The 13,176-nt window shown below is 70.0% G+C and carries 9 protein-coding genes and 1 pseudogene; 9 read left to right on the top strand and 1 reads right to left on the bottom strand.

The window, feature by feature from the left end:
* The first annotated feature begins 217 nt into the window (after positions 1-217).
* From hrpA to Q673_RS27865, 5 genes are all read left to right on the top strand, one after another.
* The gene (gene hrpA / locus Q673_RS27885) at positions 218-4,240 is read left to right on the top strand and encodes an ATP-dependent RNA helicase HrpA (protein WP_023005996.1); all 4,023 of its coding nucleotides are present in this window, start codon (positions 218-220) and stop codon (positions 4,238-4,240) included.
* A gap of 63 nt (positions 4,241-4,303) precedes the next feature.
* Positions 4,304-5,428 (top strand): beta-ketoacyl-ACP synthase III, encoded by a 1,125-nt coding sequence (locus Q673_RS27880; protein WP_023005995.1) that lies wholly within the window; start codon positions 4,304-4,306, stop codon positions 5,426-5,428.
* Between the two features lie 37 nt (positions 5,429-5,465).
* Positions 5,466-6,245 carry an MlaA family lipoprotein gene (locus Q673_RS27875; protein ID WP_023005994.1) on the top strand — a complete coding sequence of 260 codons (780 nt, stop codon included), beginning with the start codon at positions 5,466-5,468 and terminating at the stop codon, positions 6,243-6,245.
* Positions 6,246-6,254: 9 nt separating this feature from the next.
* The gene (locus tag Q673_RS27870; protein WP_023005993.1) at positions 6,255-7,415 is read left to right on the top strand and encodes a PP2C family protein-serine/threonine phosphatase; all 1,161 of its coding nucleotides are present in this window, start codon (positions 6,255-6,257) and stop codon (positions 7,413-7,415) included.
* A complete protein-coding gene (locus tag Q673_RS27865; protein ID WP_023005992.1) occupies positions 7,402-7,908 on the top strand; it encodes an STAS domain-containing protein in 507 nt (168 codons plus the stop codon). Before Q673_RS27870 ends, Q673_RS27865 begins: the two co-directional genes overlap by 14 nt.
* 103 nt (positions 7,909-8,011) lie before the next feature.
* Here the strand turns inward: Q673_RS27865 and tal are convergent, their stop codons facing one another.
* The gene (tal, locus tag Q673_RS27860; RefSeq protein ID WP_023005991.1) at positions 8,012-8,950 is read right to left on the bottom strand and encodes a transaldolase; all 939 of its coding nucleotides are present in this window, start codon (positions 8,948-8,950) and stop codon (positions 8,012-8,014) included.
* A 129-nt stretch (positions 8,951-9,079) separates the two neighbouring features.
* Here tal and Q673_RS27855 point away from each other — a divergent pair, with 129 nt between their 5' ends.
* The 4 genes and pseudogenes from Q673_RS27855 to pstC all read left to right on the top strand — a co-directional run bounded on the left by Q673_RS27855 (position 9,080) and on the right by pstC (position 13,159).
* Positions 9,080-10,273 carry a Bcr/CflA family multidrug efflux MFS transporter gene (locus Q673_RS27855; protein ID WP_023005990.1) on the top strand — a complete coding sequence of 398 codons (1,194 nt, stop codon included), beginning with the start codon at positions 9,080-9,082 and terminating at the stop codon, positions 10,271-10,273.
* A pseudogene (locus tag Q673_RS27850) lies at positions 10,266-10,556 on the top strand (sulfite exporter TauE/SafE family protein); the annotation flags it as partial. The gene Q673_RS27855 and the pseudogene Q673_RS27850, both read left to right, overlap by 8 nt.
* A gap of 213 nt (positions 10,557-10,769) precedes the next feature.
* Positions 10,770-11,795, top strand: coding sequence for a substrate-binding domain-containing protein (locus tag Q673_RS27845; protein WP_023005988.1), 1,026 nt, complete (start codon positions 10,770-10,772; stop codon positions 11,793-11,795).
* A gap of 107 nt (positions 11,796-11,902) precedes the next feature.
* Complete coding sequence (pstC, locus tag Q673_RS27840; protein ID WP_023005987.1) at positions 11,903-13,159, top strand: phosphate ABC transporter permease subunit PstC; 1,257 nt, start codon at positions 11,903-11,905, stop codon at positions 13,157-13,159.
* Positions 13,160-13,176: the final 17 nt, after the last annotated feature.

Genomic DNA, 13,176 nt, shown 5'->3' with positions numbered 1-13,176 from the left:
CGAAGAGGGGGTCCGAGGACCAGGGATGGCCGAGGTAGCCTACAAGGACGTACTCGTAGCGCCCCCTCGTAGGCCTGTCGCCGGAACAGCCTTGAGCAGAACGGCTATCTACGCCCCAACCAGCGATTGGCCGCCGCCATGGACGCGGCGTTACAATAAGGCGCCCGCGCCGGAGTCCCCGGCGCGGGCGTTGTCGTCAGCCCTTACCGGAGTCGCCGTGTCCGACGAGACCCCCGCCGCCACCCAACGCCTGTCCGATGCCGACCGCCTGCGCACCCTGCGCCAGGGGCTTGCCGACGTGCTGCTGCGCGACCGAGCGAGCCTCGAGAAACGCCTCAAGGGCCTGGCCCGGCGGCTCAAGGAGGGCAAGCCGGTGGATCGCGGCCTCGCCGAGGTGGAGAAGGCCATGGCGCGCTCCGCCGGCCTGGTGGAGCGCCGCGCCGCGCGCCCGGTGACCCTGAACTATCCCCCGGAGCTGCCGGTGGTGGAGCGCCGCGAGGAGATCCTCGCCGCCCTCCAGAAGCACCAGGTGGTGGTGGTGGCCGGCGAGACCGGCTCCGGCAAGACCACCCAGCTGCCCAAGCTCTGCCTGGAGCTCGGCCTCGGCCGGCGCGGCCTGATCGGCCACACCCAGCCGCGTCGCCTGGCGGCGCGCTCGGTGGCCACGCGCCTGGCCGAGGAGCTCGAGACCCCGCTGGGCGAGCAGGTGGGCTACCAGGTGCGCTTCACTGACCAGAGCGGCGACGACACCCTGGTCAAGCTGATGACCGACGGCATCCTGCTGGCCGAGACCCGCCACGACCCGGACCTGACCCGCTACGAGGCGGTCATCATCGACGAGGCCCACGAGCGCAGCCTCAATATCGACTTCCTGCTCGGCTACCTGCGCCGCCTGCTGCCGCGGCGTCCCGACCTCAAGGTGATCATCACCTCCGCCACCATCGACGTGACGCGCTTCGCCGAGCACTTCGCGCTGCCGGGCCAGGATGGCGAGGCCGCGCCGGCCCCGGTGGTGGAGGTCTCCGGGCGCACCTACCCGGTGGAGGTGCGCTACCGGCCGCTCGCGCGCGAGGCCGACGACGAGGAGGATCGTACCCTGCAGGAGGGGATCCTCCATGCGGTGGAGGAGATCGAGCGGGTCGAGCGCGAGAAGGGCTGGCTCCACGGCCCCCGGGACGTGCTGGTGTTCCTGCCCGGCGAGCGCGAGATCCGCGAGACCGCCGATACCCTGCGCCGCGCCGACCTCAAGGGCACCGAGATCCTGCCGCTCTATGCGCGGCTCTCCAACGCCGAGCAGAACCGTGTCTTCGCCCCCCACCGGGGGCGGCGCATCGTGCTGTCCACGAACGTCGCCGAGACCTCGCTGACCGTGCCGGGCATCCGCTACGTGATCGACCCGGGCCTGGTGCGCATCAGCCGCTACAGCTACCGCTCGAAGATCCAGCGCCTGCCGGTGGAGCCCATCAGCCAGGCCAGCGCCGACCAGCGCAAGGGGCGCTGTGGCCGCGTGGCCGAGGGCCTCTGCATCCGCCTGTATGACGAGGACGACTTCCTCTCGCGCCCCGCATTCACCGACCCCGAGATCCGCCGCACCAATCTGGCCTCGGTGATCCTCTCGATGCTGTCGCTGAAGCTCGGTGACATCGAGGCCTTCCCCTTCGTCGACCCGCCGGATGCGCGCTTCGTCACCGACGGCCTGAAGCTGCTCTTCGAGCTGGGCGCGGTGGACGAGGCGAGCCGCCTCACGCCCCTCGGCCGGCGCCTGGCGCGGCTGCCCATCGACCCGCGCCTGGCGCGCATGGTGCTGGCAGGCGCCGAGCAGGGCGGACTTCGCGAGGTGCTGATCGTGGTCGCCGGGCTGGCGGTGCAGGACCCCCGGGAGCGCCCGGCGGAGAAGCGCCAGGCCGCCGACCAGGCCCACCGCCGCTGGCAGGACCCGGAGTCCGACTTCATGGCGCTGCTCAACCTCTGGCACGGCTTCGAGGCGGCCCGCGAGGAGCTCTCCGGCAACCAGCTCAGGCGCTGGTGCAAGGAGCGCTACATCAACTACCTGCGCATGCGCGAGTGGCACGACACCTTCCGCCAGCTGCGCCAGCTGCTGCGTGACATGCAGATCGAGGTGCCGCCGCCGGCCCCTCTTCCCGTGACCGAGGAGGGCGAGCCGACGGAAGCCGCCCGCGAGGCGCGGCGCCAGAGTGGCGTGGCCCTGCATCGCGCGCTGCTCCCGGGGCTTCTCTCGCATCTCGGCCTGCTCACCGAGAATCGCGAATACCTGGGGGCCCGCAACCGCAAGTTCGTCATCCATCCGGGCTCGGGGCTGGCCAAGAAGAACCCCAAGTGGCTGATGGCCTTCGAGCTGGTGGAGACCTCGCGACTCTTCGCGCGCAGCGTGGCCAGGATCGACCCGCGCTGGATCGAGCCGGTGGCTGGCCATCTGGTCAAGCGCAGCTACGCCGAGCCCCACTGGGAGATGAAGCGCGCCCAGGTGGTGGCCAGCGAACAGGTGACCCTGTTCGGCCTGCCCATCGTCAGTGGCCGGCGCGTGAACTACGGGGCGATCGCCCCTGGCGAGGCCCGCGAGCTGTTCATCCGCCGGGCCCTGGTGGAGGGCGAGTTCCGGACCCGCGGCGAATTCTTCGCCCACAACCGGGCGCTGATCGAGGAGGTCGAGGACCTCGAGGACCGCGCCCGGCGCCGCGACATCCTGGTCGACGAGGAGACCCTGTTCGCCTTCTACGACGAGCGGATCCCCGCGGACATCGTCAACGGCAAGGGCTTCGAGGCGTGGCGCAGGAAGGCCGAGGCCGAGGACCCCGAGATCCTCAAGTTCGATCGCGACGCCCTGCTGGCGCGCGAGGCCAGCGAGGTCACCCGCGCCGACTACCCCGACGAGCTGCTCCTCGACGGGGTGCGCTACCCGCTCGCCTACCACTTCCAGCCGGGTGCCGAGGACGACGGCGTCACCCTCACCGTGCCCGCGGCGATGCTCCCGCAGCTGCCGGTGGCGCGCCTGGAGTGGCTGGTGCCGGGCCTCTTGCGCGAGAAGTGCATCGCCCTGATGAAGTCGCTGCCCAAGGCGATCCGCCGCCAGGTGGTGCCGATCCCTGACTGGGTCGACGCGGCGCTGGAGGCGATGACCCCGGACGATACTCCCCTCACCGAGGCGCTGGGTGAGTTCCTGCGCCGGCGCACCGGGGTGCGAGTGCACCCCGACGACTGGCGTCTGGACCAGCTCGAGCCGCACCTGATCATGAACCTGCGCGTGGTGGACCACGAGGGGCGCCCCCTGGGCCAGGGGCGCGACCTTCGGGCGCTCGAGCGGCGCTTCGAGGAGGCCGCGGGGGAGGGTGCCCGCGCCCTGGCCCGGGAGGCCAGCGCCGCCGACGACCTGGCCGGGCTGCCCGAGGCGGCGTTGCCGGAGTCCCGGGTGACCACCCAGGCGGGCATCCGGGTCGAGGCCTTCCCGGCGCTGGTGCCCCACGCCGAGGCCTTCCGGGTCGAGCTCTTCGACCATCCCGACAAGGCGCGCCTGGCCCATCGCGACGGCGTGGTGGCTCTGGCCATGCGCGAGCTGCCCCAGACGGTGCGCGAGATCGAGCGCCTCAAGGGGGTGGAGACCTGCGCCCTGCTGTTCGCCAAGGTGGGCAGCAAGCGCCAGCTCGCCGATGACCTGGTGCGTGCGGTGTTCGCCCGGGTAGTGGCGGTGGACCCGTTGCCGCGCTCCGCCGAGGCCCTGGCGGAGCGCCTGGCCGAGTGTCGGGAGGCGTTGCGCCCGGAGGCGGAGCGCCAGCTGGGGCACCTCGAGGCGGCCCTCAAGGGACACCTGGCCGTGACCAAGGCGCTGAAGGGCAACCTCAACCTGGCCCTGGCGCTGGTCTACGCTGACCTCAAGGCGCAGATGGCCCGCCTGGTGCATCCCGGTTTCATCAGGGAGGCGGGGGAGTGGCTGGAGGCGTATCCTCGCTACATGGAGGCGGCGCTGATCCGGCTGGAGAAGGCGCCCCGGGAGCGCAACCGCGACCAGATGCAGATGCAGCAGGTCCAGGACTTCGAGGCGCGGCTCGAGGCGCGACTGGAGAGCGAGCGGCGCGGCGGCATGGTGCCCCCCGAGCTCGACGAGTTCCGCTGGTGGATCGAGGAGCTCCGGGTATCGCTCTTCGCCCAGCAGCTGGGCACGGCCTTCCCGGTCTCCGCCAAGCGCCTCGAGAAGCGCTGGGCCGAGATCACCGGGCGCGGATAGACGCCCGGCCATGGCGGTCGCCGAGGCGACCACGGCGGCTAAGGCCGCGGCAAGGAGAGACGCATGACGCAAGTGGTGATCACCGGCACGGGACTCTTCACGCCGGCGCACAGCATCGACAACGACGCCCTGGTGGCGTCCTTCAACGCCTGGGTGGAGGCCGAGAACGCGCGCCACGCCGAGGCGATCGCGGCCGGGGAGCGCGAGCCCCTGGCGCCCTCCAGCAGCGAGTTCATCGTCAAGGCCTCCGGCATCCACAGCCGCCATGTGCTGGATGCCGAGGGCATCCTCGACCCCGAGCGCATGCGCCCACGGCTGCGTGAGCGCGGCAACGACGAGCCCTCGATCCAGTGCGAGATGGGCCTGGACGCCGCCCGCCAGGCGCTGGACGCCGCGGGGGTGGCGGGGGCCGACATCGACCTGGTGATCGTCGGCTGCTCCAACCTGGAGCGCCCCTACCCGGCGGTGGCGGTGGAGCTGCAGGCCGCGCTGGGCGCCGGCGGCTATGCCTTCGACATGAACGTGGCCTGCAGCTCGGCGACCTTCGCCATCGAGACCGCGGCCAACGCCATCCGCGCCGGCAACGCCACCCGCGCCCTGGTGGTGAACCCCGAGATCTGCTCGGCGCACCTCAACTTCCGCGACCGCGACAGCCACTTCATCTTCGGCGACGCCTGCACCGCCATCGTGCTGGAGCGTGACGACCTGGCCACCGCCGAGGCGCGCTTCGCGATCCTCGGCACCCGGCTGGTGACGCGCTTCTCCAACGCCATCCGCAACAACTCAGGCTTCCTCAACCGGGTCACCGATGCCGACCCGCTGGCCGCGGACAAGCTCTTCGTCCAGGAGGGGCGGCGGGTGTTCAAGGAGGTCTGCCCCCTGGTGGCGGCGCTGATCGGCGAGCACCTGGCGAGCCTTGGCCTCTGTGGCGACGACCTGGCGAGGCTCTGGCTGCACCAGGCCAACCGCCACATGAACGACCTGATCGCGCGTCGCGTGCTGGGCCATGAGCCGAGCCCCGAGCAGGCACCGATCATCCTCGACCGCTACGCCAACACCAGCTCGGCGGGCTCGATCATCGCCTTCCACCTGCACCACGACGACCTGGCCGCCGGCGACACCGGGGTGATCTGCTCCTTCGGTGCCGGCTACAGCGCGGGCAGCGTGGTGGTACGCCGCGCCCAATGACGGCATGATCGATCCGAACATTCGCAGGGAGACCACGATGAGCGACCACAAGGCACAGGGACGGCGCGGCGGGCGCGCCCTGCTGGGAATCGCGGCCGCCGCGCTGCTGGCCGGCTGCGCCAGCGGCGGGGGCGTGCAGCAGGAGCCGCGCCCCGAGGACCCCTGGGAGGGCTTCAACCGCAAGGTGTTCGCCTTCAACGAGGTGATCGACCGCTACGCCCTGAAGCCGGTGGCGCGAGGCTACCGCTTCGTCACCCCGGACCCGGTGGAGACCGGGGTGGGCAATTTCTTCTCCAACCTCGGCGAGCCGCGTACCGTCCTCAACAGCCTGCTGCAGGGCAAGGGTCGCAACGCCAGCATCGCCATGTCGCGCTTTTTGATCAACACCACGGTGGGCATCGGCGGCCTGTGGGACGTGGCCAGCCGCATGGAGATCACCGGCCAGGAGGAGGACTTCGGCCAGACCCTGGGTGCCTGGGGCTGGGAGGAGTCGCGCTACCTGGTGCTGCCGCTGCTGGGGCCGAGCACCCTGCGCGACACCGGTGGCCTGCCCGCCGACATGTACAGCTACCCGACCACCTACATCGAGGATGACGAGACGCGCCTCGGCCTTACCGCGCTGCGCATCATCGACACCCGGGCGGGGTTGCTCGACCAGGAGGCGCTGATCCAGGGCGACCGCTACGCCTTCATCCGCGACGCCTACCTGCAGCGCCGGCGCTTCGAGGTCAGCGACGGCGAGCTGGGGGAGGACCCCTTCGCCAGCGACGACTTCGGGTTCGACGACGCCGACTTCGACGACGCCTTCGCCGACTGAGGCCGAGACATGGAGCGCTCCAAGCAGCTGATCGGCGTGATCGACGCCCCGGGCCCGGCGCGGGACGCCCTGGCCCAGACCATCGCTCGGGACGGCCTGGCGGTGGTGGCGGTGGGCCATGCCGATGAACTGCCCGACGCGGTCGACCTGGTGGTGGCCCATGTGCGGGCAGTGCCGGCCGACGAGTGGCCGGCGCTGTGCGAGCGCCTGCCCACCCTGGTGGTCAGCGATAGCCGCGACGCCCCGGATCTGCTCTCGGCGGTGGATGCGGGGCTGGTGGACTACATCGTCGAGCCCTGTCGCCACGGCCAGCTGCTGCGCCGCATGATCCGCAAGGTGATCCGACTGCGGGCCCTGGAGGAGGCGCGGCGGAGGGACCAGGCGCGCCTCGAGGAGCTCAACGAGACCCTGGAGACCCACCTGGCGATGCTGCGCCTGGACCAGCAGGCCGGCGGCCAGATCCAGCGCAAGATGCTGCCGCCGCGTCCCCAGACCCTGGGCGGGGTCCACTGCGACTACTGGTTCGCCCCCTACCTCTACCTCTCCGGTGACTTCCTCGACTTCCACCTGCTCGACGAGCGCCACCTGCTGTTCTACTTCGCTGATGTCTCCGGCCACGGCGCCTCCTCGGCCTTCGTCACCGTGCTGCTCAAGTACCTGGCTAACCGCTGGCAGCACGAGTGGGATGGCGAGCACCCCGAGGCGCTGCCGGCGCGCTGGCTCGAGGACCTCAACCGCGAGCTGCTGGACACCGGCATCGGCAAGCATGCGACCCTGTTCGTGGGGATCATTGACCTCGAGCGTCGCTATCTGCACTATTCGCTGGGCGCGCAGCTGCCCATGCCGCTGCTGGTGGCCGACGGCAAGGCGCTCCCCCTGGCCGGCGAGGGCATGCCGGTGGGCTTGTTTCCGGGCGCCGATTACCCCACGCTGGGCCGTCCGCTGCCGGAGAACTTCCGCCTGTGGCTGTGTTCCGATGGAGTACTGGAGTGCCTGCCGGGCGACACGCTCGACGCGCGGCTCAGGGAACTGGAGCGGCAGGTCGAGGCCAGCGCGACGCTGGCGGACCTGAGGGCCAACCTGGCCCTGGACCTCACGCCGGGCGAGGATGCCTTGCCCGACGACCTGACGATCATGATGTTGAGCGGATTTGGCCATGCAGATTCATGAAGGGCGCATCAAGGCGGCGTTCGACGCCGGCGTCTTCGTCCTCAAGCTGTGCGGGGACGTTCGCCTGACCCTGTGCGCCACCCTGGACAGCCAGGCCCAACAGTTGGCGCAGACGCCGGGGCTGGAAACCCTGATCATCGACCTGCGCGACGCCACCAACGTGGACTCCACGGCCCTGGGCTTCCTGGCCAAGGTGGCCATGGCGGTACAGGGGCGCCTGGCCGAGCGTCCCACCATCGTGGCCGACAGCGACGACATCCGACGCATGCTCGACGTGATGGGCTTCTCACGTTACTTCACCATGGTCGAGGCGCCGATCACCGAGACCCGCGAGCTGTGCGAGCTGCCCGAGATCCCCTGCGACGTCGAGGAGACCCGGCGGCGCATCCTAGAGGCGCACCGCATCCTGATGCGCATGAACGAGCACAACCGCGAGGAGTTCCAGCCCCTCGTCGAGATGCTCGAGGCCCAGGAGGCCACCTCCCACCGCTGAGGCTTGTCACCTCCCGACCTTCCGGTTGCAGAGACGCATCGGGCGCCACCTCGCAGAGGTGGCGCCCGATGCGTCGTGGGGCATCTTCGCCGGGCGAGTCGCTTCAGCCCCGGCGCAGCTCGCCCAGCAGGGTCTCCAGCTTGCGCTGGTCCGCCATGAACTTGCGGATCCCCTCGGCCAGCTTCTCGGTGGCCATGGCATCCTCGTTGAGGGCCCAGCGGAACTCCGCCTCGTCCAGCGGCTCCGGGGCGCGGGTCTCGGCATCCTGAGGGGTGAGGCGCCGTTCCAGGGTTCCCTGGCTCCCGGCCAGCTCCTCGAGCAGCGCCGGCGAGATGGTCAGGCGGTCGCAGCCGGCCAGCGCCTTGATCTCGCCGCTGTTGCGGAAGCTCGCCCCCATCACGATGGTCTGGTAGCCGTGGCCCTTGTAGTGCTCGTAGATGCGCCTCACCGACTGCACGCCGGGGTCGTTGTCGCCGCTGAAGTCGGCCTCCGGCTGCTGCGCCTTGTGCCAGTCGAGGATGCGCCCCACGAAGGGGGAGATCAGGGTGACGCCGGCATCGGCACAGGCCTGGGCCTGGGCGAAGCTGAACAGCAGCGTCAGGTTGGTGTGGATCCCCTCGCGCTCGAGCTGGCGCGCGGCGCGGATGCCCTCCCAGGTGGCGGCGACCTTGATCAGGATCCGCTCGGGGCCGACCCCATGGCGGGCGTAGCGCTCGATCAGCGAACGCGCGCGGGCCAGGGTCGCCTCGGTGTCGAAGGAGAGCCGGGCGCTCACCTCGGTGGAGACGTAGCCCGGCACCAGGGCGCTGATCTCGCTGCCGATCTCCACCGCCACGGCGTCCAGGGCGTCGTCGAGATCGGTGGCCTGGCCGGCGATCTCGGCCAGGCGGGCGCGCCGCCCCTCCTGCTGGGCCGCCTGCAGGATCAGCGAGGGGTTGGTGGTGGCATCGGTGGGCTGGAAGCGGCGGATGGCCTCGATGTCGCCGGTGTCGGCGACCACCGTGGTCATCGCCTTGAGTTGGGAAAGCAGGTCGTCGGCCATGGGGCTCCTCCTTGAATCGGCCTTCCACTCTAGCAAGCCACCTCGGGGGCGAACAGGCCGGCAGGGGCCGCGGGGATCGGTTATCATTAGCGGTCTATTCAACTTCCGCCGTCACCCCGAGGAGTCGCCTTGACGCTCAACGCCCGCCGCCTGGCGCTGCTGGTCGCGGCCAACACCGCGCTTGCCCCCTTTGCCATCGACGCCTACCTGCCGGCCATGGCCGCCCTGGCGGAAGAGGTGGGGGCCAGCATTCACCATACGGAGCTCTCGCTCTCCACCTTCCTGGCCGGGTTCGCCCTGGGCCAGCTGGTGTTCGGGCCGGTCTCCGACCGGGTGGGGCGCAAGCCGGTGCTGCTCGGCGGCCTGGTGGTGTTCCTGCTGGCCAGCCTGGTGATCACCACGGTGGGCTCGCTCGGCGAGCTGCTGGCGTGGCGCTTCGTCCAGGCCCTGGGGGGCGGGGCCACCGTGGTCAACTCGGCGGCCATCGTGCGTGACTGCTTCCACGGCCGCGAGGCGGCCAAGGTGATGTCGACCATGGCGATCATCATGCTGATGGCGCCGCTGGTGGCACCGGTGGTGGGCAGCGGGCTGCTCTACCTGGCCGACTGGTGGCTGATCTTCGTGTTCCTGGCCGCCTATGCCGGCTTCCTGATGTGGCTTTTAGGCACGCGGCTTCCCGAGACCCGCGCTCCGGGACGCTTCGCCAGCACCCCGCGCCAGGTGCTCGGCAACTACGCCTCGGTGCTATGCGACCGCAGCGCCATGGGCTTCATCGCCGCCGCCTCGATGTCCTTCGCCGGGCTCTTCGCCTTCGTCACCGCCTCGCCCTTCCTCTATCTCGAGCACTATGCGCTGACCCCCTCGCTCTACCCTCTGGTGTTCGGGGTCAACGTGCTGGCCATGGTGGCCTCCAACCGGCTCAACATCCGCTTGCTGCGCTGGCGCACGCCGCTGCAGAACCTGCGCCTGGGGCTCGGCATCCAGTTCGCGGCGGCGCTGGGGCTGGTCCTGATGGTGGCCAGCGGCCTGGAGTCGCTGGCCACCATGGTGCCGCTGATCATGCTGTTCGCCGGCACCATCGGCCTGGTGGCGCCCAACGCCATCACCTCGCTGCTCGACCGCTTCCCGCACATGAGCGCCACCGCCGCCGCCCTGCAGGGCAGCCTGCAGTTCTCCAGTGGCGCCCTGGCGGGGGTGCTGGTGGGCGCCTTCGAGGTCGACAGTGCCTGGCCCATGGTGGGTACCATGCTCGGCGCCTCGCTTGCCGCCAACCTCGGTATCCGCGTGCTGGTGGGGCAGGAGCGCCAGCCGGCCCATGGTTGAGGCGGTACTGCCCGGCGGCCTCGACATGAGCGGCGCCACCTGGCTGGGCTGTGCCCTGGTGCTGGCGCTGGGGGCCTTCGTGCAGCGCGCCACCGGCTTCGGCCTGGCGGTGGTCGGGGCGCCGCTGCTGCTGATGCTGGAGCCGCGGCTGGTGCCGGTGGTGCTGGTAGTGTTCGGCTTCACGGTGGCGCTGACCACGCTTGGCCACTATCGGCACGAGGTGAACCTCGCCGAGATCGGCATGGCCCTGGCGGGGCGAGTGCCCGGCAATGCGCTGGGGCTGCTAGTGTGACCCGGCCGGTCCTTGCGCCCTGTCCTCCCCGTGACCGCGATGGTCGATGTCATGGTGCTGTCATCTCCCTGCGGCAGGGTATGCCCTGCCGCGGGGTCGACCTGCCTCCAGCCACCCTGACCGCAATGTCATAAAGCTGTCATCTGGTTGGGGCAAGGTGTCACCCGTGAAGGTTGCACACTGTCCCCATCAGGAGATCGCTCCATGAATCGCATCCTCAAGAGCCGCGTTTTCAAGACCACGGCCATCGCCGCCGCCGTCATGGGCGTGGCCACCGTGGCCCACGCCCGCGACCAGATCCGCATCGTCGGTTCCAGCACCGTCTACCCGTTCGCCAGCTACGTGACCGAGGAGTTCGGCGCGGTGACCGAGTACCCGACCCCGGTGATCGAGTCCACCGGCTCCGGCGGCGGCATCCGCCTGTTCTGCAACGGCGTGGGTGAGGGCACTCCGGATATCACCAACGCCTCGCGTCGCATCAAGGCCTCCGAGGTCGAGCGCTGCATCGAGAACGGCGTGACCGACGTCACCGAGGTCAAGATCGGTTCCGACGGTATCGTCTTCGCCCAGTCCAGCACCAACGAGGGCGTCGACCTGACCCTCGAGCAGCTGTTCCTGGCCGTGGCCGCCAAGGTGCCGGTGGATGGCGAGCTGGTGGACAACCCCTATCAGAAGTGGAGCGACATCGACGCCGCCCTGCCGGACCGCGAGATCTCCGTCTATGGCCCGCCCAGCACCTCCGGCACCCGCGATGCCTTCGAGGAGCTGGTGATGGAAGCCGCCTCCGAGGAGATGGACGCCTACGGCGGTGAGGCCTACACCGAGATCCGTGCCGACGGCGCCTACATCGACGCCGGCGAGAACGACAACCTGATCGTCCAGCGCCTCACCGAGGACACCGAGGCCTTCGGCATCTTCGGCTACTCCTTCCTGGTCGAGAACCCCAACGCCCTGATCGCCGCCGCCATCGACGGCGTCGAGGCCGAGCCCGAGGCGATCAGTTCCGGCGACTACCCGATCGCCCGCTCGCTGTGGTTCTACGTCAAGAACCAGCACGCGGAGGAGGTGCCGCCGCTGTATGACTACGTCGACATGTTCGTCTCCGAGACCATGATCGGCGAGGGCGGTTACCTGGGTGACCTGGGCCTGATCCCGCTGCCCGAGGCCGAGCGCGAGCAGACCCGCGAGAAGGTCGCCAACCGCGCCAAGCTGCAGGTCTCCGACCTGTAAGGGAGCCTCTTCGGGCAAGGACGCCTGACCCGGCCGGCAGCCCACGGCTGCCGGCCGCTGCACGTTGCGACAGCCAGGCTGTCGATGAAAGCCATCGAGAGAGCCCTATGCAGACCGACCAACTCCTTTCACTGTTCAGCGGCGTGTTGCTGCTGCTGGGTCTGATAGCCTTCTTCCTGGGCCGTGCCAAGGCCGCGCGGGTGCGCGCCGGCGGCACGGCCATGCACGCACAGCCGGACCAGTACGCCTGGTTCGCGGTCCTGGCCACCGCCGGGCCGGCGATCACCGTGGGCGCGGTAGGCGCCTTCCTGATGCTGCTGCTGGGGGCCGAGATTCCCACCCTCTACCTGCTGGCCGGCAGCCTGGTGGTGGCCGCCATCGGCCTGCTGGTGGGCATGCGCCAGGTGAGGCCCGACTTCCACGCCCGCAAGGCGATCGAACGGGTGATCCGCTGGATACTCAAGGCCGCGGCCCTGATCTCCATCCTCACCACCTTCGGCATCCTGATCTCCATCGTTTTCGAGGCGTTGCGCTTCTTCCAGATGCACAGCTTCTGGGAGTTCATCACCGGCACGGTGTGGAACCCCGGCGCCAGCTTCCTGGCCGCCGCCGGCCGCGCCGAGGAGGGCGCCAGTGCCGCCCAGTTCGGCTCGGTGCCGCTGTTCGCCGGCACCTTCATGATCACCGCCATCGCCATGCTGGTGGCCATCCCCATCGGCCTGCTGGCGGCCATCTACATGGCCGAGTTCGCGCCCGCCAGAGTGCGCACCCTGGCCAAGCCGACCCTCGAGGTGCTGGCCGGCATCCCCACCGTGGTCTATGGCTTCTTCGCCGCCATCACCGTGGCGCCGATCATCGTTGCCATCGCCAACGCCTTCGGCCTGGACGCCGCCTTCAACAACGCCGTGGCGCCGGGGGTGGTGATGGGCATCATGATCATCCCCTTCATCTCCTCGCTCTCCGACGACGTCATCAACTCGGTGCCGGACAGCATGCGCCAGGGCTCCCTGGCGCTGGGCATGACCAAGGGCGAGACCATCCGCGACGTGGTCCTGCCCGCGGCACTGCCGGGGATCATCTCCGCCTCGCTGCTGGCGGTCTCCCGCGCCCTGGGCGAGACCATGATCGTGGTGATGGCGGCGGGCATGCGCCCCAACCTCACCGCCAACCCGCTCGAGGACATGACCACGGTGACGGTGCGTATCGTCGCCGCGCTGACCGGCGACCTGGAGTTCGAGAGCGCCGAGACCCTCTCCGCCTTCGCCCTGGGGCTGGTGCTGTTCGCCGTCACCCTGAGCCTGAACCTGGTCTCGGTGCTGATGATCCGTCGCTTCCGCGAGAAGTATCGCGTCAATAACCTGTAACGCCGAGGAATCGCCGA

Origin of the sequence: Halomonas sp. PBN3, from assembly GCF_000475415.1 — a bacterium.
Lineage (GTDB): Bacteria > Pseudomonadota > Gammaproteobacteria > Pseudomonadales > Halomonadaceae > Halomonas > Halomonas shengliensis.
This window is presented reverse-complemented; position numbering and strand designations above follow the sequence as displayed.